Annotated in this window: 22 protein-coding genes and 1 tRNA gene; 18 read left to right on the top strand and 5 right to left on the bottom strand. The window is 72.1% G+C overall.

The annotated features are described in order from the left end of the window. Nucleotides 1-81 precede the first annotated feature (81 nt). The 10 genes from DEJ18_RS06475 to DEJ18_RS06430 all read left to right on the top strand — a co-directional run bounded on the left by DEJ18_RS06475 (nt 82) and on the right by DEJ18_RS06430 (nt 10,336). Complete coding sequence (locus tag DEJ18_RS06475) at nt 82-753, top strand: NADPH-dependent F420 reductase (RefSeq protein WP_111210415.1); 672 nt, start codon at nt 82-84, stop codon at nt 751-753. Further along, nucleotides 750-1,250 (top strand): SDR family NAD(P)-dependent oxidoreductase, encoded by a 501-nt coding sequence (locus tag DEJ18_RS06470; RefSeq protein WP_111210269.1) that lies wholly within the window; start codon nt 750-752, stop codon nt 1,248-1,250. The genes DEJ18_RS06475 and DEJ18_RS06470 overlap by 4 nt, the downstream gene beginning before the upstream one ends. Before the next feature lie 81 nt (nt 1,251-1,331). Further along, complete coding sequence (locus DEJ18_RS06465) at nt 1,332-2,291, top strand: alpha/beta hydrolase (protein WP_111080274.1); 960 nt, start codon at nt 1,332-1,334, stop codon at nt 2,289-2,291. A gap of 109 nt (nt 2,292-2,400) precedes the next feature. Further along, a complete protein-coding gene (locus DEJ18_RS06460; protein ID WP_146241536.1) occupies nt 2,401-2,862 on the top strand; it encodes a nuclear transport factor 2 family protein in 462 nt (153 codons plus the stop codon). A 56-nt stretch (nt 2,863-2,918) separates the two neighbouring features. Continuing rightward, on the top strand, nt 2,919-3,323 hold the full coding sequence (locus DEJ18_RS06455; protein WP_258376898.1) for a nuclear transport factor 2 family protein: 405 nt from the start codon (nt 2,919-2,921) through the stop codon (nt 3,321-3,323). Nucleotides 3,324-3,408: 85 nt separating this feature from the next. Further along, on the top strand, nt 3,409-3,924 hold the full coding sequence (locus DEJ18_RS06450) for a MarR family winged helix-turn-helix transcriptional regulator (RefSeq protein WP_111080276.1): 516 nt from the start codon (nt 3,409-3,411) through the stop codon (nt 3,922-3,924). Between the two features lie 80 nt (nt 3,925-4,004). Then, the gene (locus tag DEJ18_RS06445) at nt 4,005-6,791 is read left to right on the top strand and encodes a helix-turn-helix transcriptional regulator (protein WP_111210271.1); all 2,787 of its coding nucleotides are present in this window, start codon (nt 4,005-4,007) and stop codon (nt 6,789-6,791) included. A gap of 179 nt (nt 6,792-6,970) precedes the next feature. Continuing rightward, nucleotides 6,971-7,705, top strand: coding sequence for an ABC transporter ATP-binding protein (locus DEJ18_RS06440; RefSeq protein WP_111210272.1), 735 nt, complete (start codon nt 6,971-6,973; stop codon nt 7,703-7,705). Then, nucleotides 7,702-9,075, top strand: a complete 1,374-nt coding sequence (locus DEJ18_RS06435; protein ID WP_111210273.1) for an FtsX-like permease family protein — start codon at nt 7,702-7,704, stop codon at nt 9,073-9,075. The genes DEJ18_RS06440 and DEJ18_RS06435 overlap by 4 nt, the downstream gene beginning before the upstream one ends. Before the next feature lie 115 nt (nt 9,076-9,190). After that, complete coding sequence (locus DEJ18_RS06430; RefSeq protein WP_111210274.1) at nt 9,191-10,336, top strand: glycosyltransferase; 1,146 nt, start codon at nt 9,191-9,193, stop codon at nt 10,334-10,336. Nucleotides 10,337-10,348: 12 nt separating this feature from the next. Here DEJ18_RS06430 and DEJ18_RS06425 read toward each other — a convergent pair whose 3' ends face one another. Continuing rightward, the gene (locus DEJ18_RS06425) at nt 10,349-10,948 is read right to left on the bottom strand and encodes a TetR/AcrR family transcriptional regulator (protein ID WP_111210275.1); all 600 of its coding nucleotides are present in this window, start codon (nt 10,946-10,948) and stop codon (nt 10,349-10,351) included. Nucleotides 10,949-11,071: 123 nt separating this feature from the next. Between DEJ18_RS06425 and DEJ18_RS06420 the strand changes: the two genes are divergently transcribed. Further along, nucleotides 11,072-12,055 (top strand): hypothetical protein, encoded by a 984-nt coding sequence (locus DEJ18_RS06420; protein WP_146241537.1) that lies wholly within the window; start codon nt 11,072-11,074, stop codon nt 12,053-12,055. A gap of 69 nt (nt 12,056-12,124) precedes the next feature. Then, a complete protein-coding gene (locus tag DEJ18_RS06415) occupies nt 12,125-13,234 on the top strand; it encodes a fatty acid desaturase family protein (protein WP_258376899.1) in 1,110 nt (369 codons plus the stop codon). A 115-nt stretch (nt 13,235-13,349) separates the two neighbouring features. Here the strand turns inward: DEJ18_RS06415 and DEJ18_RS06410 are convergent, their stop codons facing one another. Together DEJ18_RS06410 and DEJ18_RS06405 are read right to left on the bottom strand one after the other, a co-directional pair. Then, a complete protein-coding gene (locus DEJ18_RS06410; protein ID WP_284178499.1) occupies nt 13,350-14,567 on the bottom strand; it encodes a glycosyltransferase in 1,218 nt (405 codons plus the stop codon). Nucleotides 14,568-15,158: 591 nt separating this feature from the next. Next, nucleotides 15,159-15,234, bottom strand: a tRNA-Val gene (locus DEJ18_RS06405). 77 nt (nt 15,235-15,311) lie between these two features. Here DEJ18_RS06405 and DEJ18_RS06400 point away from each other — a divergent pair. Next, nucleotides 15,312-15,866, top strand: coding sequence for a lipoprotein (locus DEJ18_RS06400; RefSeq protein ID WP_111210278.1), 555 nt, complete (start codon nt 15,312-15,314; stop codon nt 15,864-15,866). A gap of 271 nt (nt 15,867-16,137) precedes the next feature. Beyond that, the gene (locus DEJ18_RS06395) at nt 16,138-16,959 is read left to right on the top strand and encodes a L,D-transpeptidase (protein WP_111210279.1); all 822 of its coding nucleotides are present in this window, start codon (nt 16,138-16,140) and stop codon (nt 16,957-16,959) included. Here DEJ18_RS06395 and DEJ18_RS06390 read toward each other — a convergent pair. Then, nucleotides 16,952-17,839 carry an alpha/beta fold hydrolase gene (locus tag DEJ18_RS06390; protein WP_181434171.1) on the bottom strand — a complete coding sequence of 296 codons (888 nt, stop codon included), beginning with the start codon at nt 17,837-17,839 and terminating at the stop codon, nt 16,952-16,954. The two genes, DEJ18_RS06395 and DEJ18_RS06390, sit on opposite strands and share 8 nt — an antisense overlap. Before the next feature lie 114 nt (nt 17,840-17,953). Beyond that, nucleotides 17,954-18,442, bottom strand: coding sequence for a peroxiredoxin (locus DEJ18_RS06385; protein ID WP_111210281.1), 489 nt, complete (start codon nt 18,440-18,442; stop codon nt 17,954-17,956). Nucleotides 18,443-18,685: 243 nt separating this feature from the next. On the opposite strand from DEJ18_RS06385, the gene aceE reads away from it, so the two are divergent. The 4 genes from aceE to DEJ18_RS06365 all read left to right on the top strand — a co-directional run bounded on the left by aceE (nt 18,686) and on the right by DEJ18_RS06365 (nt 24,794). Then, complete coding sequence (gene aceE, locus DEJ18_RS06380; RefSeq protein ID WP_111080287.1) at nt 18,686-21,430, top strand: pyruvate dehydrogenase (acetyl-transferring), homodimeric type; 2,745 nt, start codon at nt 18,686-18,688, stop codon at nt 21,428-21,430. A gap of 7 nt (nt 21,431-21,437) precedes the next feature. Beyond that, a complete protein-coding gene (locus DEJ18_RS06375) occupies nt 21,438-22,664 on the top strand; it encodes a PucR family transcriptional regulator (RefSeq protein WP_111080288.1) in 1,227 nt (408 codons plus the stop codon). A 115-nt stretch (nt 22,665-22,779) separates the two neighbouring features. Further along, nucleotides 22,780-23,709 carry an ACP S-malonyltransferase gene (locus tag DEJ18_RS06370; protein ID WP_111210282.1) on the top strand — a complete coding sequence of 310 codons (930 nt, stop codon included), beginning with the start codon at nt 22,780-22,782 and terminating at the stop codon, nt 23,707-23,709. Beyond that, nucleotides 23,706-24,794: a beta-ketoacyl-ACP synthase III gene (locus tag DEJ18_RS06365; RefSeq protein WP_258376901.1), complete on the top strand. Its 1,089-nt coding sequence runs from the start codon at nt 23,706-23,708 to the stop codon at nt 24,792-24,794. Before DEJ18_RS06370 ends, DEJ18_RS06365 begins: the two co-directional genes overlap by 4 nt. Nucleotides 24,795-24,825 lie beyond the last annotated feature (31 nt).

Raw genomic sequence — 24,825 nt, 5'->3', positions numbered from 1 at the left:
GCCTCCGGCCGGGAGGACCGTGGAGCGTTGACGGGACGGACCGCGCCCGGCGGTCCCCGCGACCTCCAGGAGCACGACGACATGACCCCCACCCCCGTCCGGACCCTCGGCATCATCGGCGCCGGCAACGTCGGCGCACAGATCGCACGACGAGCCGTCGAGGTCGGCCTCGACGTCGTCCTGGCGAACTCCCGCGGCCCGGAGTCACTCGAGGAACTCATCGCCGAGCTCGCGCCGTCGGCCGGCGCAGCGACGGTCACCGACGCGGCACGTGCCGGCGACGTCGTCGTGGTCGCGATCCCGATCAGCGGCTACCGCGACCTCCCGGCAGAGGCCTTCGCGGGCAAGACCGTGATCGACACCGGCAACTACTACCCCGAGTACTCCGGCCCCGTCGACGAACTCGAACAGCCCGGGGCCCCGACCACGTCGGAGCTCCTCCAGCGGCACCTGCCGGACGCCTCGGTCGTGAAGGCGTTCAACAACCTGAGCGCCGCCGACGTCACGACCGACGGTTCTCCCGCCGGCAGCCCCGGCCGACGGAGCCTCGTCGTCGCCGGGGACGACGCCGACGCCAAGGCGGTCGTCGCGGACCTGGTCGACCGCTTCGGGTTCGACGTCGTCGACGCCGGAGCCCTCGACGAGGGCTGGCGGTACGAGCGCGACCAGCCCGCGTACGGCGTCCCGCGGGACCGGGCGGACATGACGGCGGCGCTCGCCGCCGCCGAGCGTCGGACGGAGCGCGCACGGTGACCACCCGCCCCGGTGACGCCACCGACCTCCACGAGCTCTCCGGTGCCGTCCGGACACCGTTCTCCGCCGAGGCGACCGCCGCCGACGTGCTCGCCGGCCTGGACCTCCACGGCCGCCGCTACCTGGTCACCGGCGGCGTCGCCAGCCGCTGGGCGGACGTCGGTGTCACCGCGAACTCGCTCATGCCCGGATGGATCACGACGGGGTTGCAGCGCCACCTCGACGACGACACCCTCCGCGCCATGGGCGCGATGGACGACGACGGCAACCGGATCGAGCAGCCGTCCTTCAAGACCCCGGCGCAGGGCGCGGCGACGTCGACCCTCCTCGTCGCGTCGCCGTCCGTCGACGGGGTGACCGGTCGCTACTTCGAGGACAACCAGGAGGCCGCGGTCCTCGACGACGGGACCGGTCACGACCGCGGGGTGGCGCGGTACGCCCTCGACCCCGGGAACGCCGAGCGGCTCTGGGAGCTGAGCGCCGGATACGTCAGCTGACGGATGCCCGTCGAGTCGGGCTCCTGCGAGCGTTGACGACGTCACACCCCACCCCGCTGACACCCACACGAGGAGCAGACCATGCCCGGAAACCCGAAGCACATCGCCCTGGAGCCCGCCGCCCAGGAGTTCGTCGACGCCACGTCGAACCCGCCGTTCCTGAACGACCTGCCGCCGGCCGAGGGGCGCAAGGCGGTCGACTCCGTCCAGGACTCCCCCGTCTTCAAGCCGGACGTCGACGAGGAGTGGCTCGAGGTCCCCGGCGGCCCGACCGGCACCGTCCGGATCCGCCTCGTGAAGCCGGCCGGCACCACCGCGAACCTGCCCGTGGTCCTCTACGTGCACGGAGCCGGCTGGGTCTTCGGCGACGCCCACACCCACGACCGTCTGGTGCGCGACCTGGCGATCGGCTCGAACGCGGCCGTCGTGTTCCCCGAGTACGACCGCTCCCCCGAGGCCGGGCACCCGGTCGCGCTGGAGCAGTCCTACGCGGCCGCGCAGTGGGTCGTGCGGGAAGGCCGCGACAAGGGACTCGACGCGTCGCGCTTCGCGGTGTCGGGTGACTCCGTCGGGGGCAACATGGCGATCGCCCTGGCGCTCATGGCGGCGGAGCGCGGGGACGTCGAGTTCGTCGAGCTCGTCGCCTTCTACCCGGTGACGAACGCGGCGTTCGACACCGGGTCCTACGAGGAGTTCGCGGAGGGGTACTTCCTCACGCGTGCCGGCATGCAGTGGTACTGGGACCAGTACACGACCGACGAGGCCGTGCGGGCACTCCCGACGGTGTCGCCGCTCCGCGCTCCGCTCGAGGTCCTCGCGACGCTGCCGCCGACCCTCGTCATCACGGGCGAGGCCGACGTGCTCCGCGACGAGGGCGAGGCGTTCGCCGCACGTCTCCGCGAAGCCGGGGTGAAGGCCACGAACGCGCGCTTCGGCGGGATCGTGCACGACTTCGTGATGGTCAACGCGCTGCACGACACCGAGGCGGCGAGGCACGCGCTGATGCTCGCGACCGCGTCCCTCCGCGCCGCCCTGGCCTGACGGACGGGCGACGGGACGGGGCCGACCCGGACGCCCCGTCCCGCCGCCACCGCCGAGCACCCCAGCAGCAACCCCGACACCGAGCGTGACCGACCCCGACGAGGACGACATGGACGAGACACTGACGACCCTGGTCGACCGGGAGGAGATCCGCACCCTCCTGTCGACCTACGCCCGCGGAGCCGACCGCCGCGACGCGGTGCTCGAGGCCTCGGTGTTCACCGAGGACGGCGTCGTGGTCCTGTACCAGGGCGACCCCACGACCTCCGACCCGGTCGACACCATCCGCGGACGCGACCGACTCGCCGAGACCTTCGCCGGGCTCATCGAGCAGTACGACGTGACGACGTACCTCAACGGACAGTCGACGATCCGCTTCACGAGCCCGGACGACGCCGAGGGTGAGACCTACTGCATCGCCTTCCACGTCCTGCACGAGGGCGACGAGCGCACGCTCCTGACGATGTCGATCCGGTACCTCGACCGGTTCGTCCGGGTGGACGGTGCCTGGGCGATCGCGCTCCGACGCCTCGTCTTCGACTGGACCGACCGCGCCCCGTCCGCGCCCTGAGCACGACCCCGGTCGAGGAGCTCGACCGGCACCAGCACCACCGAACGGAGACCACGATGTCGCAACCCCTCGAGTCCCTCATGCACGCCAACCTGTTCGAGGTGTTCGGCGAACGGGACCCCGACCGCCGCCGCGCCGCGGTCGAGCGCACGTACGCCCCGGACGTCGTCTTCCTCGACCCCGACGAGGTGGTCACCGGGCACGATGCCCTGCACGCGAAGGCGCAGCGTCTGCTCGACGAGGCCCCCGGGTTCGTCTTCTCCCCCGCCGGCCCCGTGTACGAGAACCACGGGATGGGCTACCTCGCCTGGCACTTCGGTCCGGAGGGACAGGAGCCCGTCGTGTCGGGCATGGACGTCTGCTTCGTCGAGGGCGACGTGATCGCGAAGGTCTACACGCTCCTGACCAGCACCCCGCCGGCACCGAGCGAGCCGCCCGCGCCGGAGGCGCCGACCGCCTGACGGGCGTGCCGTGCCGTCGGGCACCGCGTCCTGCGATGATGGACGCCACGCCCGCGGCCGGGCGGGCGACGGGAGGTGACGGACGATGGCAGCACACCCCGAGGTGCCACCGGAGTCGCCGTACGCCTTCCTCACAGCCGAGCAGACCCGGACCTGGTACGCGTGGATGAAGCTGCAGCTGCGGCTGCGCTACGAGATGAACCGGCAGCTGCGCGCCGACAGCGACATCTCGCTGGCGGACTACGACGTCCTGGTCGCGCTGACCAGCGAGCCCGACGGCGCGATGACGATGTCCGCCCTCGCCACCCGCATCGGGTGGGAGCGCAGCCGTGCCTCCCACCACGCGAAGCGCCTGGCGGACCGTGGCCTGCTCGACCTCCGCCGCTGGGAGCACGACCGACGGAGCACGGCGGTGGCGCTGACCGACGACGGCTGGCGCACCCTCCGCGAGGCGACGCCACGGCACACCGAGCTCGTCAAGCAGATGTTCTTCGGCGACCTGACGGCGGACGAGCTGCCCGGCTTCGCCGCCGTGCTGGAACGCGTCTACGAGTCCGTGATCGAACACGGCACCCTGCCCCGCCCCGCCGACCACCCCTGACGACGCCGCTCCGCTTGCTCGGTGGCGACGATCCCCGTAGTTTGGGTGAAAGATCACGCAAATGACGGGGAGGACGGGCCATGCGCGCAGTCGGAGCCGGGTCGGGCCTCCCGTCCGCACCGGACGGCGTCACCGTCCGCAGCGGCGCGCGGCACACCCTGGTCGGGCGCGACGACGACCTCGCCGCGCTCACCCTGGCCGTCGACGACGCCGGCCAGGGCGGCACCGCCGTCCTGGTGGAGGGCGAGGCCGGCATCGGGAAGACCGCCCTCGTCGCGGCGGTGGAACACCACGCCCGCGCCGCCGGCTTCCGGATCCTCACCTGCACCGGCCTGCAGGGGTCGAACGCCGGCGGGTTCGACGGCCTCCACGAACTGCTCCACCCGCTGCTGCCCTACGCGCAGGCCCTGCCTGCCCGCCAGCGCGCGGCGCTCCTCACCGCACTCGAACTCGAGGACGGCCCCGTCCCCGACCGGCTCCTCGTGAGCACGGCGGCGCTCGGTCTGCTCGAAGAGGCCGCGACGCAGCGGCCGGTGTTCGTCCGTGCCGAGGACCTGCACTGGCTCGACCGGTCCAGCGCAGAGGTGCTCAACTTCATCGGACTGCGGCTCTCGAACGCCCCGATCGTGATCGTCGCCACCGCCAGGACCGGCCACGCTGCCACCGTCACGCTCCCCTGCTCCTTCACCCGTTCCACACTCGGCCCCCTCGACGCGGACGCCTCGGCAGCCCTCCTGGACGGACACGCCGCCACCCTCAGCAGCACCGCCCGCCGCCGGGTCCTCGCCGAGGCGGGCGGCAACCCGCTCGCGCTCCACGAACTGCCCGCGGCGCTCGCGGCGACGGGCTCCTCGGGGACGTCGCTCGCCACCCGCCTGCCGACGACGCGCCGACTCGAGCAGGCGTTCCTCGACCAGCTCGGCGACGTGCCCGTCGGCAGTCGGTCCCTCCTCATCCTCACCGCCGCCGCCGACGGCGCGCCCCTGCAGGACGTCATGGCGGCCGCACGCACCATGGACCTCGGGCTCGGCGACCTCGAACCGCTCGAGGTGCGCGGACTCCTCCGCACCGACCTCGAGTCCCTGCGTTTCCGACACCCGCTCCTCCGGTCCGCGGTGATCGGCACCGCGTCCGCCGCCGAACTCGCAGCCGTCCACCGAGCACTCGCGTCCGTGGTCGGCGACGAGAGCCGGGCCGCCTGGCACCGGGCGTCAGCGACCTTCGAACGCGACGAGACCATCGCCGCCGACCTCGAGGCCGTCGCCGACCGGGCTGCGCAACGCGGTGCACGACCCGAAGCGGTCCGTGCGTACGAACGCGCGGCCACCCTGTCCCAGGGCGTCGTCGGACGGGCCCGACGGCTCGGACGCGCCGCCGAGACGGCACGGGCCGCCGGCATGACGAACGAGGCGATCGCCCTCCTCGAGCAGGTGAACGCCCTGGACGGCGACGCCGACACCGTCACCCAGACCGCCGTCACGAGCACCGTCCTCGGCCTCACCACCGGCTACCCGGGCGTGCCGCGGATCGAGGTGGAACGGATCCGGGCCGTCCTCGCGGCCCCGCAACACACCGAACGGCTCGTCCGGGTGCTCTGGGCGTCCGCGCTCAACGCCCGCGGCCGGAACCTGCCCCGCGCCGAGTGGCTGGAGATCGAGACCGCCCTTCGCGCCCTCCCCTCGACGAGTCCGCTCAAGCCCGTCGCGCTCGCCGCGCTGGCACCGCTCGGTGCCGCACCGGCGCTCCGGGCGAGTCTGCCGCACCTCGTGCCGCAACTGACCGACTCGCCGCTCGGCATGGCGTCCCTGGCCATCGCGGCGGAGTCCCTGCAGGACCTCGAGACGGCGCTGACCTGCTGGGAGCTCAGCTACGAGCGCGCGCACGAGCTCGGCGCCGTGGCCGACGAGACCCAGGCGCTCCGTGGCCGGTCCACCGTCCTCCTGCTCCGCGGTCGGGTGCGGGACGCCGTCGCCGACGCGGAGTACGCCATCCGGATGGCCCGCGAGAGCCACATCCCGCTCATCGCCGGCATGGCCGCCGGCACGCTCGCGCGCGCACACGCCCTCCTCGGTGACGCGGAGGCCGCCCAGGGTGCCCTCCGCGACGGTGCCGCCGAGTCGATGGGCGGCCGGCTCGCGCTCGCCAGCGCCGACGCCCGTTGGGCCGCCGGGCTCGTCGCCCTCGGCCAGCACCGCTACCGCGACGCGCAGATCGAGTTCACGCACATGGCCGTGCACCCGACGCGAGCGCTCTGGGCCATCGCGGACCGGACCGAGGCCGCGGTGCACGGCGGCCGCCCGGAGTCGGTCATCGACAACCTCGACGAGGCCGAAGCGGTGGCCACCGCCTCACACTCCGCGCACCTCATGTCGCTCGTGCTGCGCAGCCGCGCGCTCCTCGCCGTGGACGACCGCGCGGAGTCCTGCTTCGTGCGGGCGATCGAGGCGGGACGACTGAGCGAGTCACCGCTGGAACTCGCCCGGACCCGACTGCTGTTCGGCGAGTGGCTCCGCCGCAGCCGCCGGGTCGTCGAGGCGCGGGAGCACCTCCGAGACGCCCTCCGCGAGTTCGTCGCGGCCGGGACCACCGGCTTCGCCACCCGAGCTGCCGCCGAACTCCGCGCCGCGGGCGAGGCCCCGCTCCGCGACGCGACCGCGCCGCCCACGACGAGCGCGCCGCTCACCCCGCAGGAACTGCAGATCGCCCGGCTCGCCGCCGCCGGCATGTCGAACCGTGAGATCGCGGACCGGATCTACCTGTCGCACCGCACCGTGAGCACGCACCTCTACAAGGTGTTCCCGAAGCTCGGCGTCACCAGCCGCGCCGGGCTCGCCGAAGCGCTCGCCGCCACCGGGTACGCCGACTAGTCGCCGGTCCCGCGGCTCGGGGAACAGGAGCGGTCGGGAGGCCCGACGTACGTCACGCGACGGATGCTGCGTCGCCGACGCCGCTGGCACGCTCGTGCCCGGAGGGGTGGAGTGCACTCCACCACCGGTGTCCTGCCTGCACCAGTGACCCGACGACCCGATCGAGATGGACTGACGCCATGACCGAACCACTCCTCCACGCGGAGGACCTCACCAAGTCCTTCCCCGGCCCGGACCAGGCCAGGGTCCCGGTGCTCCGGGGGGTCTCCCTGTCCGTGCTCCCGGGCGAGTTCGTGGCGATCGTCGGGCCGAGCGGCTCCGGCAAGTCCACCCTGCTCTACTGCCTGTCCGCCCTCGAGCCCTACGACAGCGGGTCGGTGTCGATCGCCGGGCAGCGCCTCGAGACGCTCCGACCGAAGCGACTGCAGGCCCTCCGCCGGTCCACCGTCGGCTTCGTCTTCCAGTCGTTCAACCTCATCCCGTCTCTGACCGCGCGACAGAACATCGCGCTCCCGGCCAGCCTGGCGCACCGGCCCGTGTCCGCGACCGAGGTCGACGCCGCCCTGGCGTCGGTCGGGCTCGCCGACCGTGGCGACCACCGGCCGGGCAGCCTGTCCGGAGGCCAGCAGCAGCGGGTCGCGATCGCCCGGGTCCTGGCGTCCCACCCCGACGTCGTCTTCGCCGACGAACCGACCGGCGCGCTGGACACGACCGCCGGGGACGCCGTGCTCGGACTCCTCCGCCAGGTGGCCTCGGGTGACCGTGCCGTCGTGATGGTGACGCACGACCTCGAGGCGGCCGCGCGTGCCGACCGCGTGCTCGTCCTCCGTGACGGCAGCATCCACCGCGAACTCGTCCGACCGAGTGCCACCGAGGTGCTCGACGCGCTCACCGCCGCCGCCCAGGAGGCGTGACCGTGTTCCGACTCGTCCTCAGCGACCTCCGATCGAACGCCGGGATCTGGACCGGCGCACTCGTCGTCAGCGCCGCGACCGCAGCAGCCGCGGCGATCGCGGCCGGGATGCTCGAGACCGGACTCGAACTCGTGACGTCCGGCACCCGGTCGGACCTCCTCCGAGCCGGTGGACTCGCCACACTCGCATCGCTCGTCCTCGTCCTGACGGTCGTCGCCGTGACCGCGGTGCTCGGCAACGTCACGCGGTTGACGATCGACCTGCAGCGCCGCGGGTACGCCCTCTGGCAGCTCGTGGGGGTCCCGTCATCGACCGTGACGGTCATCGTGCGACTCCAGCTCGCCGTCGTCGCGCTCGTCGGCAGCGCCCTCGGGTGCCTCGTCGCCGGCCCGTTCGTGCCGGCCTTCCTCCACTTCGGGCTCTCCGAGTCCGACGGGCTGCGGGGCCTCGACGAACGGTTCGGCGCGGTCAGCGGGGCCGCGGTCGTCGTCGGGGTGACCGCGGTGGTGGTGCTCAGCAGTCTCCGGCCCTCCCGCCGGGCGGGCCGGGTCCGTCCCGTCGAGGTCCTCCGCGAACCGGAGGCCGTCGAGGGGCGGACGGGGTGGACACGATGGACGGGCGCGGCCGTCGCGCTCCTCCTCGCGAGCCTGATGACCCTCGCACTCGCCGGGGCGGGGGTCCGTGCCGGGTCCCAGGTCCTGCTCATCGGGCCCCTCGTCACCGGGGCCGTCATCGCCGTCGGACCGTCGGTCTTCCCCGCCCTCCTCCGCGCCTGGACCGCGGTCGTGCCCGCGCACGCCTCCGCCTCGTGGTTCCTGGCCCGGAACGCGGCCGCCGCCGCGGTGAGCCGCAGCAGCGCGACCGTCAGCGCACTCGTCATCACGATCGCCCTGCCGGCCAGCATCACGTCGGGCTTCGCGACGCTCGGCGACGCCGTCCGACGCACCACCGGTTCCGAGATCAGCGGCCTGGCGCCACAGAGCTTCCTCCTCATGCTCGGCGGGCCGCTCCTGGTCTCGCTGTCCGGGGCCGCCGCGACCGTGCTCATGGCGGGACGGACCCGAGAGCAGGAGGGGGCGCTCGTCGAGGCCGCGGGTGGGTCCCGCGGTGTCGTCCTCGCGCGCGCCGCCTGGGAGTCGGTCATCCTGGTCGGGACAGCGGTCCTCGTGTCGAGCGCCGTCCTGGTGGTGACCAGCTGCGCGCAGGCCGTCGCACTCGGCGTCACCGCCCCCGGGACCCTCCCGCACCTCGGCCTGCAGGCCGCCGCCCCCGCCGCGCTGGTGAGCCTGGTCCTCATGGTGGTGGCGGGCACGCTCCCGCTCGTCGTCGGAGGGCGCCGCAGCGTCCCGCTCGTCCTCGCGGCGGACTGACGCCGGCGCTCCCTGCCGTTCCGGGCCTCCAGCCCACACCCGGCTGCCCGGACTGCCCGGGTGCCCCCTCCGTCCTCCCCTCCAACCGCTTCGCCGACCCCACCAGGAAGAACCCATGCGCATCCTCTTCTCCGGTGTTCCCGCACTCGGACACCTGCTCCCCCTCGTCCCGCTCGCCCGCACCGCCCAGGCGGCGGGGCACGACGTCGCCCTCCTCACCAGCGGGGGCATGCGTGATGCACTCGCTGCCGAGCTGCCGACGGTGCCGCTCCTGGCGGCCGGGCCGATGCCGTCGGCGCTGTTCGCCGAGGTGGCCCGACGCATCCCGGGCAGCGACCCCGCGAACCGACCGGAACCCGCCGACGTCGCCGAGTTCTTCGCCGGCACCCGCGTCGACCTGACCGTCGACGACGCCCTGCGAGAGGCGACCACCTGGTCGCCCGACGTCGTCGTGGCCGACGCCGTCGACCTGGTCGGGCCGCTCGTCGCGGCGGCACTCGGCATCCCGTACGCCGTCGTCGCGTTCGGCCCGGAGGTCCCCGACGCGTTCCGCCGGCCCATGACGGACCTCGTCCTCCCCCGCTACACCCAGCGCGGCCTCGTCCCGTCGCCGCCGGTGGCGCTGCTCGACCCGACCCCGGCGTCGCTCCAGGCGCCCGGGTGGACGCAGCACCCCGTGACCGTCCCCTTCCGGTCCGAGCCGCACAGCCGGCCCGGCGAGCGCGCACCCCTGGCGCCGTTCCCGGCGTCGCACCGGCGGCCACGCGTCCTCGTGACACTGGGGACCGTCTTCGGTGACGCTGCGCTGTTGCAGACGATCATCGACGGGTTCCACCCCGACGAAGCAGACGTCCTCGCGACCGTCGGCGTCATCGGGGACCACCTCGCCGACAGCGAGCACGTCCACTTCGTCCCGTTCCGACCGATGCGCGAGCTGTTGGACGGCGTCGACGTCGTGGTCAGCGCTGCCGGTGCCGGTACCGTGCTCGCGGCGGCGAGTGCCGGCGTCCCGATGGTGCTGCTGCCCCAGGGTGCGGACCAGTTCATCAACGCCGCCCGCGCGGCGGAAACCGGCATGGCCGTCGTCGTGGACCGCGCGGAGGCCGTCGGTTCCGCGGTGCACCGGATGCTCGCCGGATCCGCGCACGCCGACGCCGCCCGACGGTTGCGTGCGGAGACCGAGCAGCGGCCGAGTGCCACCGACGCGATCAGCGAGCTCGTCGCCCGCGTGCGACGGGTGGCGATCGCCGAGCAGGGCTGATCCCGGTCCCCGTCACGCTCCGCTCGGCCCGGGCCCTGCCGGACCCGGGCCGAACACCGTCGCGGTGAAGCGACGCGCGAGGTCGTCGTCGTGGTCGTACAGGCGCATGCCGAGCAGCGTGTTGATGAGCATGCCCTTCGCGAGGAAGGTCTCGGCTGCCGACGGTGCGAGTCCGGCCTCGTCGACCAGGAAGCGGAGGATCCGCGTGAACCCGTCCCGCGCCACGGGGCCGATGACAGGGTCCGCGCCGAGCATGTACGACTGCATGACGATGAGGTGGACGCCGTCCTCGGTCGCCAGGGCCTGGTACGCCTCGCCGAGCCGCGACTCGACGGTGCCGGGCCGGTCCTCGTCGAGTGCTGCGCGGAACGCGTCGAGCACCGCCTCGAGGCACCCTTCGATGACCGCGAGGAACAGGTTCTCCTTGGAGCCGAACATGCGGACGACGTAGGGCTGGCTGATCCCGGCGGCCTTCGCGATCCGCTCGGTGGTGGCGCCGTGGTACCCCTCGCGCGCGAACACGGTGGCCGCAGCGGCGAGGGTGGACTCTCGCCGTCGACTGCCGGCCATGCGCTCCGTTGCCTTCGGGATCGGGCCGCTTGCTGTCGCCATGGCTCGAGGGTATCATCCGATGCCATAAGTAATGAATCGATTACTAATGTCACTTCCCCCGCCGGGGTCCTGCCGCCGCTGGGCCGGGTCCTCCCCGTCCTCGTGGTCCAGGTCCTCGTCGCCATGACCGTCGCCGGAGCCTTCGTCGGGCTGTACGTCGGGCTGCAGAAGGCCCCCGTCCCGCACCACCTCCCGGTCGCCGTCGCGGACGCTCGACTCGCCGACGCAGCGTCCGCGGCGCTGGGCGACTCGGCCGACGTACGCCCCGTCTCCTCGGCCACGGCGGCTCGCGAACTCGTCCGCTCCCGCGAGGTCGTCGCGGCCCTCCTCCCCAGCGCGGACGGCTCGACACTCGCCACCGCTGGCGCGAACGGGCGGAGCGCGAGCGCCGCCGCCTCGGCGATGCTCATCCGGGTGGCGCAGGCCGGCGGCGCCCCGGTGTCGCGGACGCAGGACCTCGTGCCCCTCACGACGAGTGACGCGCAGGGCATCGCGGGGTTCTACCTCGTCTTCGGCACGACACTCGCGGCCTTCATCCTCGCCCAGGTCATGAACTCCCTGGGCGCCCTCGCCCGCTTGCGTGTCCGGGTCCTCGTCACCGTCGTCGGGAGCATCGCCGCCGCCATCGTCGTGGCCGTCATCGCCGGTCCGGTCGACGGAGCCGTACCCGCCGGGACCGGAGTCGTCATCGCCGTGCTGTCGCTCCTCGCCGTGGCCGTCTCGATGTCCACCCTCGCCATCACCGCGCTCCTCGGCCCGATGGGGGTGGTCGTGTCCACCCTCGTGTTCACCACCCTCGGCAACGCGACCAGCGGCGCCACGGTGAGCACCCACCTCCTGCCGCCGGCACTGGCCGCCGTGGGCAGCGCGTTGCCGCCCGGGGCCGCGTTCGGCGCGCTGACGTCCTTCAGCTACTTCGACGGCGCCGGGGCCGCACGCGCGCTCGTCACGCTCGCCCTGTGGATCGTGGTCGCGTCGGGCGTCCTGGTGCTCACGAGCCACCGCTCCCGGACGCGGCGGCCCACCCCCGGTTCCGCCGACCGAGCGGCCACACCCCGGTCGGATGCGGACAGTCATGCCACTTCGCATCGTGATCGCCTATCGTGACCACCAGCGCGATCGCGCGAACACCCCACGTCGGTCGCAGGACCGGCGGCGACGGAAGGTCGGTCTGCGTTGACCACCACCCCGATCCAGGCCGGCTACACCCGCACCCGCCCCGCCGTCGGCAATCGCGGGTCCAGCACCTCCACGTACTCGGCGGTCCTCGCGCAGGTCAAGGAACACGACCTGCTCCGCCGCCGCACCGGTTTCTACTGGTCCCTGTTCGGCTCGCTCGTCGGCACACTCGCCCTCGCCTGGGTGGCGTTCGCCCTCCTCGGTCACTCGTGGTTCCAGCTCATCGTCGCCGGCGCGCTCGGCGTGCTCTTCACGCAGTTCGCCTTCCTGTCGCACGAGGCCGCGCACCGTCAGGTGTTCGCCTCGCAGCGCTGGAACGACCGTGCGGGCCGGTACGTCGGCACGTTCCTGGTCGGTCTGAGCTACTCGTGGTGGATGAACAAGCACACCCGCCATCACGGCAACCCGAACACGATCGGCAAGGACCCCGACATCGCCCCCGGTGTCATCCGCTTCACCCCGGAGGACGCGGCGGTCACCAAGGGGCCGCGAGGGCTCTTCACCCGGTTCCAGGGGTGGCTGTTCTTCCCACTCCTGACGCTCGAGGGCGTCAACCTGCACTGGTCCGCCGTCCGGACCGTGCTGACGGGCGGTGACACCAAGGCCGACCTCCGCAACCGCATGCTCGAGGCCACGCTCCTCGTCCTGCGCTTCGGCATCTACCTCACCATCGTGTTCTGGTTCCTGCCCTTCGGGATGGCGTGCGCGTTCCTCGGGGTGCAGCTCGCCGTCTTCGGCGTGATGATGGGCGCTTCCTTCGCCCCGAACCACAAGGGCATGCCGACCATCGCCCACGACGCGAAGGTCGACTTCTTCTCGCGCCAGGTCCGCACATCGCGGAACATCCGCGGCGGATGGTGGGTGTCCTTCCTCATGGGCGGCCTGAACTACCAGGTCGAGCACCACCTGTTCCCGTCCATGCCGCGCCCGGCGCTCAAGCAGGCCCGCTTGCTCGTCCGCGAGCACTGCGAGACGCTCGACGTCCCGTACACCGAGACGACCCTCCTCCGTTCGTACGGCATCGTCGTCCGCTACCTGAACCGCGTCGGCCTCGCCGCCCGTGACCCGTTCACCTGCCCGATGGTCTCGCAGCTCCGCATCCACTGAGGTGCACTGATCACCGACACCAGCCGGGCGGACGAGCTCGGCACGGCGGTCACCCCGATCGGTGCGGAGAACCCCTTCCGGCGCGCCGAGGACCTCGGCACCGTGGCCGAGGGGATCACCCGACCCGACGGCGGCGAGGCCGTCGAGCGCCCATCCCTCGCGCGTTGCTGCGGAGACGTCGTTGCGCCAGGTCGGATGTCGGCTCGTCATCGGCGGCACGTTCGTCCACGGCGTCACGCTCTGTGGGGCGTCCCGGTCCGCACTGCGCCCGCAGGAGCTGCTCGTACGCTGCACAGACCTTCTCCCAGGTGTAGACCTCGGCGGCTCGACGCTTCGCCGACGTGCTCAGAGCGGCCCGGCGTTGCGGATCAGCGAGGACCGATCGGATCGACGTGACGATGGAGGCGGCGTCAGGGTCCGTGAACTCCGCTTCCTCGCCGAGGACTTCACGGTTGTACAGCGTGTCCCGTGCGACGACCGGGGCGCCCAGTGCCATCGCCTGGACGAGCGCGGGGTTCGTCCCACCGACACTGTGTCCGTGGAAGTACGCGCCGGCGTCGGCCCAGAGTGCGTGCAGGAGGTCGTCGTCGCTCACGTGTCCGAGCCAGCTGATGCGAGGATGCTGCTCTGCCAGCTGCCGAGCACGGTCGTCCAGATCGCCTCCGAAGCCCGTGGAACCGACCATCACGACTTCGTGGGTCTCTGCGAGTGCAGGCGCGGCCTCGAAGAACTCGGCGATGGTGTTCTCCGGGACGAAGCGAGCGACGACGAGGACGTAGGTGCCCTTGGGCAGTGGCGCCGGATCCGTCGACTCCTTCGCTTCGCCCCCGTAGGGGATGAAGTGACCGGCGCGCCCGAAGTCCTCCAGCCAGTGTGCTCCGATCGCCTTCGCGTCGACGATGATCTCCGTTGCCCACCGAGCGGTGAAGCGGGCGCCCGTCCGGAACGTCGTCCGTGCCAAGCGGCCCCACTTCGCGCGTTCCCACTCGATGCCGTCGACGTTCACGACGGTCCGGATCCCGCGAGCACGGAGGAGCGGCAGCCAGAAGCCGTTCGCGACGTTCATCACGAGTGCGACGTCGGGCCGCTTCCAGAGGGCATGGAGCGACGACGTCAGACCGAAGCTCAGGGTGCTGAGCGACTTGCTCTGCACACCACGGGTGGTGACGGTTCCGATGCGCTCGTCTGCCTCGAGCTCCTCCGAAGTGGTCCCAGGGCGGCCGTAGACGGTGACGTCCCATCCGTGGTCGGCGAGGTACGGCGCGATGTACCGGACGGCGGTCTCGAACCCGCCGTAGGAACTCGGGTAGCCACGCGTGCCGATGATCGCCACCGTCGGTCGTCCTTGCTCAGTCAACTTGCCTCTCATCACGACGGGAGTCAGCTCGATGACCCTGAACCAGCACGAGCGGGTGTCGTGCGTCGAAGGCCCTCGTGAGGGTAACATACCACACGTCATCTGGTCGCATACTGGCTCGTCGACGGGCGCGGCACCGGCACGGGTGGTGCCGGCCGCTCCGGCGCCCATCGGGTAGGTGGCGTTCGTCGCACTGATGCCGGAGGAACTGCGCCCGGAGACCCACACGGCCGTCCGCCCGGACGCCGAGCAGGACAACGTGGTCCTCGAGTTCGGTGAGCAGACGTCGCCGCTGTCCTCCACGGGCGCGATGGCACCGCCGTCGGCGACGATGGCCGTGATGCTGACACACGGGCACGACCCCCAGCGGAGCACCCGGCGTTGCAGGCGCTGCGGGCCTGACCCTGCTCGCCCTCCCGCGCGAGGAGGGTCAGCCGTCGGTTCGCAGGACGCCGCGCAGCGCCGCCCGCAGCAGCAGCAGCAGGAGCAGGAGCAGGAGGATCGTCTTGCCGTCCGAACTGACCGCCCGCTGATCTCGCCCTGGTGCCCTCCGACCTCGGCTCCTCGTGGTGGGCCCTGCCGGGATCGAACCGACGACATCCACGGTGTAAACGTGGCGCTCTACCAGCTGAGCTAAAGGCCCTCGCACCGCTGCCGGTGCACCCCACATCCTACGGGTGCGCCGAGAGCGACGCCGCTCGCCTGACTACGCTCGGCCGCATGCGCCGCTCCCCCGCCGTCGTCGTCGCCGCCGTGCTCGTCGCCCTGCTCACCGGTTGCTCGGCGCCCGCGGCCGACACGAGTTCGGTCGCACCGCCGTGGCCACGTCCGACGGACCTGGCGCACCGTGCCGACGAGGCCGGACTCGAGGACGTCTGGGGCGAACGTCTGGTCAAGCACGTCCACACGCACCTGACCATCACCGACGGTGACACCCCGGTCGTGGTGCCGGGGAACGTGGGCCACTCGAAGTCGCAGCGCTTCGCCGCACAGCTGCACACGCACGACACGTCGGGCATCCTGCACGTCGAGTCCCCGACCCGTTGGACGTTCACGCTCGGGCAGTTCTTCGACGAGTGGGGCGTCTCGCTGGGGCCGGCACACGTCGGCGGGCTGCGCGGTGAGCTCACGGTGTGGGTGGACGGCAAGCGGTACTTCGGCAACCCGCGGTCCATCGAGCTGACGAACCGGCGCGACATCGGGCTCGGCGTGACGACGATCGGTGAGGTCCCGCATCGTCCGGCGCCGTTCGACTGGCCGCCGCAGTACCGCTGACCGACCCGCAGAGCCGGACCGGACCGGACCACCCGCTCAGTCCTCCTTCGGTGCCACCCACCCGAGGTCCAGGTCCCTCTCGTCCGCCGAGCCTGGTCCGAGTTGCCACGCACTCGTGCGCTTCCGGACCGGCTCCCTCCGGTACGGGCAGGACGCCACGGGCGGCAGCCTGTGGACGACGCAGCACCATCTGGGATGCTGTGGAGGAACGACAGCGGACCAGGCCGCGGTCGTGGGCCCGGATCACCGGGACAGGGGAACGGGGACTTCGATGACGGAACCGTCAGCACCGCCGCACGGCAACCCACGACGCTGGTGGATCGTCGGGGCCGGGGCGCTCGCCGTCGTGGTCGCCGCCGGCACGGTTGCGTGGTCACTCGCCGCACTGCCCCTGGCGTTCCACGACGCCGTGATCAGCCAGCTCCTCGACGGTTCCCAGGTCGACGCCCGCAACCAGTGGACGACCGCGACGCCGAAGGCCCCCCTCGTCCCGCTCTACGCCGCACCCGACGCCGACGCTGCCCCGGTCGCGACACTGTCCTCGTCGGTGTCGACCCTGAACACGCCGACCGCGACCGCCGTGTGGGGTCGTACGGCTGGCGAAGACGGTGGCATGGTCCTCGTCTCGACGCCCTCCCGGAACCGGACCCCGGGTGACGGCGGGGTCGCCGAAGCCCCGAGTTCGACCTTCGCCTGGGCCCGCGCCGCCGACTTCACGCTCGCGAGCATCGACCGCGAGGTCCGGATCGACAACGCGACGTCCACGATCGCGATCGTGCACCGCGACGGCACCACGGAGACGAGCGAGACCGCACGGCTCGGCACCCCGGAAGACCCGACACCCGCTGACACGAAGACCTACATGGAGGCGAACTACGTCGATCCGCAGGTCCCGTACACGCAGGGACACCCGATCGCACTGACCGGGGCGCACTCGTCGAAGCTCGCCGGGTACGGCGGCAACGCGGCCCTCACCGCGCTGCACTTCTACCCGGACCCGACCGGCTCGTCGCACGGCTGCGTCCGCGTCACGGCCGCGATGACGGACGCGCTCGCGACGCTGCCGATCGGCACGCCGATCGAGTTCAGCTGAACAGTTCGCGGACCACCGCGCCGGGACGTTCGACGTGCGCGAAGTGCCCGCAGTCCTCCAGGAGGACCGTGCGGACGTCCGGCAGGACACCACCCAGACGCGCGAGGTCGTCGACCCGAGCGAACACGTCCTGCCGCCCCGAGACCGCCACGACCGGGCATCGCACCCCGGCCCATCGCCGGGTGTCGTAGCGGGCGGCCGACCGGGCCGCGCCGAGGAAGCCCACCGGACGGAACTCCTCGACGAACGCCCGCAGCACACTCGGGTCGAGTCGCCGGACGGTGGCGAACACCGGCCCGGCGAGCAGCGGGAGCAGTCCGATCCGGGCGAGTCCGCGCAGGAGGCCGTGGGCAGCCCGCCGGGTCACGGCGAGCCCGGCGCGCAGGAGCGTGAAGGCCGGCAGTGTCCGGAGGGCCCGGACCGGGTGGCGCGCGGCGGTCGCCGTGGCGAAGGTGGTGCCGGAGACGAGGCCGAGGGAGCGCACCCGGTCCGGCCGGGTCACCGCGAGGTGGAGGCCGACGAAGGCCCCCATGGAGTGCCCGACGACGTCGGCCTGGTCGAGGCCGAGGGCGTCGAGCACCTCGACGATCACCTGTGACGACTCGTCGACGTCGAGCGGGACCGCCGGCGCGGGTGAGGAACCCCACCCCGGCAGGTCGACCAGGACGAGTCCACGGCCGACGACGTTACCCGCTGCGGACAGGAGCGGCGTCCACGTGGTCCACGACCCGGCGACACCGTGCAGGAACAACAGCGGACGCGCACCCGGTCGGTGCCGGACCACGGTCGGGCCGGCACTCGTCGACACCGTCGTCGTGGTGAGGCCCCACCGAGCAGGGTCGCCGACGACGGGGTACGGCGCGTACGCGTCGGGGTGCACGGATCCCACCTGAGGGACCGCGCCGGTGTCGGTGACGGCCACCGTGCCTCCAGTCCGACGTCTCGTGACGTCACCCGGAGTTCGGAACCGACGCCGTCGGGGAAGGGGCGACGCTCAGCCGACGGAGACCGGCGCGGCACAGGCCGCGAGGCGGTCGAGGGCCGCCCGGTACTCCGTCACGTCCCGGGCGACGCCCGGCTCGGTGATGATCGAGGCCTTGATGCGACCGTCCACGTCGATGACGAAGGTCGCGCGGGTGGCGAAGCCCTTCTGCTCGAGGAAGACGCCGTACTCCTTGGACACGGCACCGTGCGGCCAGAAGTCCGCGAGCAGCTCGAAGTCGTAGCCGTTGACCTGCGCGAAGGAACGCAGCGTCGCCTTGGAGTCGACCGAGATGCCGATCAGCTCGATGCGCTGGTCCTGGAACATCGCGATGTTGTCCTGCAGCGTGCAGAGCTCATCAGTGCAGGTGGACGAGAACGCGAGCGGGAAGAAGACGAGGGCGACCGGGCGGCGTCCGCGGTGGTCGCTGAGTCGGACGTGCTCACCGAACTGGTTCGGGAGCTCGAAGTCCGGCGCGAGTGAGCCGATCTCCAGTGCCATCGTGGTGGTGCTTCTCTCCCCGGGCGTTGGGTGTGCCCGTCGGTTCCACACGTCCGCCGGTCGCGGACGCACGATCGGCCATGCTACGCCGACGGCAGGCGAACGCAAGTGCCGTCCGCACCGCGTCGTCATCAGCATCGCCGTCGGTGCGGGGGCCTAGAGTGGACGCGGCCCGTCCCCGGTCGTGATCCGACCACCGACGGCTCGACATGTCCACCACCACGAGAACGAACGAGGTCAACGGTGACGGTGAACGACCAGGACCCGCGCAGCACCGCAGGGCAGGACCAGGACCCGGAGGAGACCGCCGAGTGGCGTGAGTCCCTCGACGGTCTCGTCGCGACGCACGGGCACCAGCGGGCGCGCGAGATCATGCAGAGCCTGCTGAAGCGCTCGAACGAGCTGCACCTCGGCGTGCCGATGGTCCCGACGACGGACTACGTCAACACGATCGCCCCCGAGGACGAGCCCGAGTTCCCGGGCGACGAAGAGCTCGAACGCCGCTACCGCCGGTGGATCCGCTGGAACGCGGCCGTCACCGTGCACCGCGCGCAGCGCCCCGGCATCTCGGTCGGCGGCCACATCTCGACGTACGCGTCGAGTGCTGCCATGTACGAGGTCGGCTACAACCACTTCTTCCGTGCGCAGGACCACCCGTCCGGCGGCGACCAGGTCTTCTTCCAGGGCCACGCCTCCCCCGGCATGTACGCCCGCGCCTACATGGAGGGGCGTCTCAGCGAAGACCAGCTCGACGGCTTCCGACAGGAGAAGTCGCACGCCGGCGGCGGACTCTCCTCGTACCCGCACCCGCGCCTCATGCCGCACTTCTGGCAGTTCCCGACCGTGTCGATGGGCATCGGTCCGATCAACGCGATCTACCAGGCACAGCAGGCCAAGTACCTGTCGAACCGTGGCATCAAGGACGCCTCGGAGCAGCAGGTCTGGGCGTTCCTCGGCGACGGCGAGATGGACGAGGTCGAGTCCCGCGGTCAGCTCCAGGTCGCGGCGAACGACGGTCTCGACAACCTCAACTTCGTCATCAACTGCAACCTGCAGCGCCTCGACGGCCCCGTCCGTGGCAACGGCAAGATCATCCAGGAGCTCGAGGCGTTCTTCCGCGGTGCGGGCTGGAACGTCATCAAGGTCGTCTGGGGCCGCGAGTGGGACGACCTGCTCGCCCGCGACACCGAGGGCGCGCTCCTCAACCTCATGAACCAGACGCCGGACGGCGACTACCAGACGTACAAGGCCGAGAACGGTGCCTACGTGCGCGAGAACTTCTTCGGGCGTGACCCGAAGGCGCTCGAGCTGGTCGAGGACTACACCGACGACCAGATCTGGAACCTCAAGCGCGGTGGCCACGACTACCGCAAGGTCTACGCCGCGTTCAAGGCCGCGACCGAGCACAAGGGCCAGCCGACCGTCATCCTGGCCAAGACGGTCAAGGGCTACGGCCTCGGCCCGAGCTTCGAGGGGCGCAACGCGACCCACCAGATGAAGAAGCTCACGCTCGACAACCTCAAGCAGTTCCGCGACGAGATGCGCATCCCGGTCACCGACGCGCAGCTCGAGGAGAACCCGTACACCCCGCCGTACTACCACCCGGGCAACGACGACGAGGCGATCCAGTACATGCACGAGCGCCGCCGTGAACTCGGTGGCTACGTGCCGGAGCGTCGCACGAAGTACACGCAGGTCAACCTGCCCGACGAGTCGAAGTACCAGGTCGTCAAGAAGGGCTCCGGCAAGCAGGAGGTCGCCACGACGATGGCGTTCGCCCGCCTGCTGAAGGACCTGCTCCGGTCGCCGGACTTCGGCAACCGCGTGGTCCCGATCATCCCGGACGAGGCGCGCACGTTCGGCATGGACGCGTACTTCCCGACCGCGAAGATCTACAACCCGAACGGCCAGCACTACACGTCGGTCGACCGCGAACTCCTCCTGGCCTACAAGGAGAGCCCGCAGGGCCAGATCATCCACGTCGGCATCAACGAGGCGGGCGCCCTCGCGGCCTTCACCGCGGTCGGCACCTCGTACTCGACGCAGGGCGAACCGCTCATCCCGGTCTACGTCTTCTACTCGATGTTCGGCTTCCAGCGCACCGGCGACGCGATCTGGGCCGCCGGCGACCAGATGGCCCGCGGGTTCATGATCGGTGCCACCGCCGGTCGCACCACCCTGACCGGCGAGGGTCTGCAGCACGCGGACGGCCACTCGCCGCTCCTCGCGGCGTCGAACCCGGCCGTCGTCTCGTACGACCCCGCGTACGGGTACGAGATCGGGCACATCGTCCGCTCCGGCCTCGAGCGCATGTACGGCACGAACGAGGACGGCACGCCGTCGCACGACGACCCGAACGTCATGTACTACCTCACGGTCTACAACGAGCCGCTCGTGCAGCCGGCCGAGCCGGAGGGCGTCGACGTCGACGGCATCGTCAAGGGCATGTACCTGCTCAAGGCGAGCGAACACGACGGCCCCAAGGCCCAGCTGCTCGCGTCCGGTGTCGCCGTGCCGTGGATCCTCGAGGCGCAGGAGCTCCTGGCCTCGGACTGGGGCGTGTCGGCTGACGTCTGGAGCGTCACCAGCTGGGGTGAGCTCTACCGCGACGGTGTGGACGCCGAGCAGCACGCGTTCCTCAACCCGAACGAACAGCCGCGCACCCCGTACGTCACCGAGCGCCTGCTCGGTACCGAGGGTCCGGTCGTGGCGGTGAGCGACTTCATGCACGCCGTGCAGGAGCAGATCCGCCCGTTCGTCCCGGCCGACTACGCCACGCTCGGCGCGGACGGCTTCGGCTTCTCGGACACCCGTCCGGCAGCACGCCGCTTCTTCCACATCGACGGTCCCTCGGTCGTCGTGCGGACGCTGCAGCAGCTGGTCCGCCAGGGCAAGCTCGACGCCTCCGTCCTGCAGCAGGCGATCGACAAGTACCGCCTGCACGACGTGACGGCCGGCACCACCGGCAGCGCGGGCGGCGAGAGCTGATCTGGGCGTGACCACACCCCGCACCGCCACCGCCGCGGGCCGGGAGGACGACCGGCAACGGGCGCTCTCCTGGCTCCGGCAGGTGTCGGGCGAACTCTCGACCGCGACGATCAAGCGGCTCGAGGACACCCTGCCCTGGTACAGCGAGATGCCTCCCGGCCGTCGCTCGGCCGTCGGCATGGTGGCCCAGGCCGGCATCACCTCGTTCATCTCATGGCTCGAGGGCAGCGCCTCCACCCCGTGGATCGCCGCCGCAGACGTCTTCGGCTCGGCGCCACGTGAGCTCCTGCGCTCGGTGAGTCTGCAGCAGACCCTGCAGCTCATCCGCGTCGTGGTCACCGTGGTCGAGGAGCGCGCTGCCGACGACGAGATGCTGCAGGAGGCGATCCTCAAGTACTCGCGTGACATCGCCTTCGCGGCTGCGGACGTCTACGCCCGCGCCGCGGAGGCCCGCGGGCTCTGGGACGCCCGTCTCGAGGCCCTCGTGGTCGACTCGATCCTGTCGGGCGAGTACGACGACGAGCTGCCGTCGCGCATCGCCGCGCTCGGCTGGCACGGACACGGCGAGGTCGCGGTGCTCGTCGGCACGGCGCCGAAGCAGCTCGAGGTCGACCAGGTCCGCCGGACGGCCCGGCACCAGGACGCGGACGTGCTCATCGGCGTCCAGGGGTCGCGGCTCGTCGTCGTCATCGGCCGGGCCACCCCGCGGGACGACGTGCCCGAGGGGGAAGAGCCGGTGTCGTTCATGTCGATCGCGCAGGAACTCGAACCGCTCTTCGGGGAGGGACACCTGGTGCTCGGCAACGAGGTGCCCGGGGTCGTCGACGCGTCGACCAGCGCGAAGGCCGCCCTCGCCGGGTTCGCGGTCGCACGCGCCTGGCGCGGGGCACCCCGCCCGGCGCTGGCCGACGACCTGCTCCCCGAGCGGGCACTGGCCGGCGACCCGCTCGCCCGGTCGGCACTCGTGCAGCGGATCTACACACCCCTCAAGGACCAGTCGACCGAGCTCCTGCAGACCCTGTGGTGCTACCTCGACACCGGACGGTCACTCGAGGCCACCGCGCGGGAACTGTTCGTGCACCCGAACACCGTGCGCTACCGGCTCCGACGGGTCGCGGACATCATCGGGTGGGACGCCACCCACGCCCGCGACGCGTTGATCGTGCAGTCGGCGCTCATCCTCGGAGCGATGTCCGAGTCGGCGTCCACCCGCCGTCGTCCGACCCGCCGGTAGACCCCGGTCCTGCCGCCTCACCCGCTCCACCCGTAGGGGTTCCTACAACCCGTCCCCGCAATCCGTGTGGGGAGTCCACACGGATCCCGGGGTGGTGGCCGTGCAGGATTGACCGGTGATCGTCGTCGTCGCGCCCGGACAGGGCTCCCAGACCCCCGGATTCCTCGCCCCCTGGCTCGAGGACGCCGCCGTCCGTGAACGAGTCGGCCAGTGGTCCGAGGCGATCGGCGTCGACCTCGCCGAGCACGGCACGAACTCCGACGCGGACACCATCAAGGACACCGCCCTGGCGCAGCCGCTCATCGTGGCTGCCGGACTCGTCACCGCCGACGCCCTGCTCGCCGACGGCCGTCGCGCCTTCGTCGGCGGGGTCGCGGGGCACTCGGTGGGTGAATTCACGGCCGCCGCCGTCGCCGGGGTCCTCACGCCGACCGACGCCGTGTCGCTGGTCGCCGAGCGCGGGCGGGCGATGGCCGACGCCGCGGCGCTGGAGCCGACCTCGATGGCAGCAGTGCTCGGCGGTAACGCCGACGAACTCGCAGCCGCCCTCGAGTCCTTGGGCCTCACCGCCGCGAACCACAACGGTGGTGGCCAGACGGTCGTCGCCGGACCCGCCGACGCGATCGCGCGCCTGGCGGAGCAGCCGCCCGCCAAGGCCCGAGTGGTGCCCCTGGCGGTCGCCGGCGCCTTCCACACCCGCTTCATGGCCCCGGCCGTCGATCGTGTCGCCCCCGTCGCCGCGGCCGCGACCGTGCAGGACCCGACGCTCCCGCTCTGGACGAACGCCGACGGCTCCCGGGTGGACGACGGACGCCGGTTCGTGGACCTCATGGTCCGACAGATCGCCAGCCCCGTGCACTGGGACGCCGTCATGACGTCGTTCCAGCAGGCCGGCGTCACCGGGATCATCGAGCTCGCCCCGGCCGGTGCCCTCGTCGGCCTGGCGAAGCGCGGACTCCGCGGCACGCCGACCGTCGCGATCAAGACGCCGGACGACCTGCCCGCGGCCGTCGAGCTGCTGAGCGCCACCGAGGCCACCCGATGACCGACACGAGCACGACCGGCCCAGGCGCCACCACGCCGGCCGCAGAGGCCGGTGCGGCGGACGCGACCCAGGGCCTCCAGGCGGGCGCCCGGCCCGTCCTTGCCCAGCGACGCGGCCACGACTTCACGCGCATCCTCGCCTTCGGCGCCGCCCGCGGCGAGAACGTGGTCCCGAACAACGACCTGGTCGGCCCGATCGACTCGTCCGACGAGTGGATCCGCCAGCGGACCGGCATCGTGACCCGCATGCGGGCCGGCCGTGACGTCGAGGCCGTGGACCTCGCCGAGGCCGCCGCACGTGAGGCGATCGAGAAGGCCGGGCTCACCCCCGACCAGATCGGCGTCGTCCTCGTCGCGACCGTCACCCACACCGTCGCGACCCCGTCGATGGCCTCGTTGCTCGCCGAGCGCATCGGCGCCGCACCGGCCGCTGCCTACGACATCAGCGCCGCGTGCGCCGGCTACGCCTACGGCATCGCGCAGGCCGACTCGTTCATCAAGTCCGGCATCGCCGACCACGTGCTCGTCATCGGCGCGGAGAAGCTCAGCGACGTCGTCGACCCGACCGACCGCTCCATCTCGTTCCTCCTCGGGGACGGCGCGGGCGCCGCGGTCGTCGGTCCGAGCGACACGGCCGGCATCGGCCCGAGCATCTGGGGCTCCGACGGCTCGAAGTGGGACGCCATCGGCATGACCGCGACCTACAACGAGTGGGAGGCCGGCGCGCCCCGCCCGACCATGCGCCAGGCCGGACAGACCGTGTTCCGCTGGGCCGTCTGGGAGATGGTCAAGGTCGCGCGTCAGGCACTCGAGGCCGCCGGCGTCCGCGCCGACCAGCTCTCGGCCTTCGTCCCGCACCAGGCGAACATCCGGATCATCGACGAGTTCGCGAAGCAGCTCGGGATCCCGGACACGGTGGCGATCGCCCGCGACATCACCACCACCGGCAACACCTCGGCCGCGAGCATCCCGCTCGCCACGCACCGCCTGCTCTCCGAGCACCCGGAACTGTCCGGCGGCCTCGCCCTGCAGATCGGGTTCGGCGCCGGACTCGTGTTCGGCGCACAGGTGGTCGTCCTCCCCTAGCCCCTCGTGCCTCCGGGCGCGGGCAGTGCCC

Source organism: Curtobacterium sp. MCSS17_015 (assembly GCF_003234265.2).
In the GTDB taxonomy this organism is placed as follows: Bacteria; Actinomycetota; Actinomycetes; order Actinomycetales; family Microbacteriaceae; genus Curtobacterium.
This window is presented reverse-complemented; position numbering and strand designations above follow the sequence as displayed.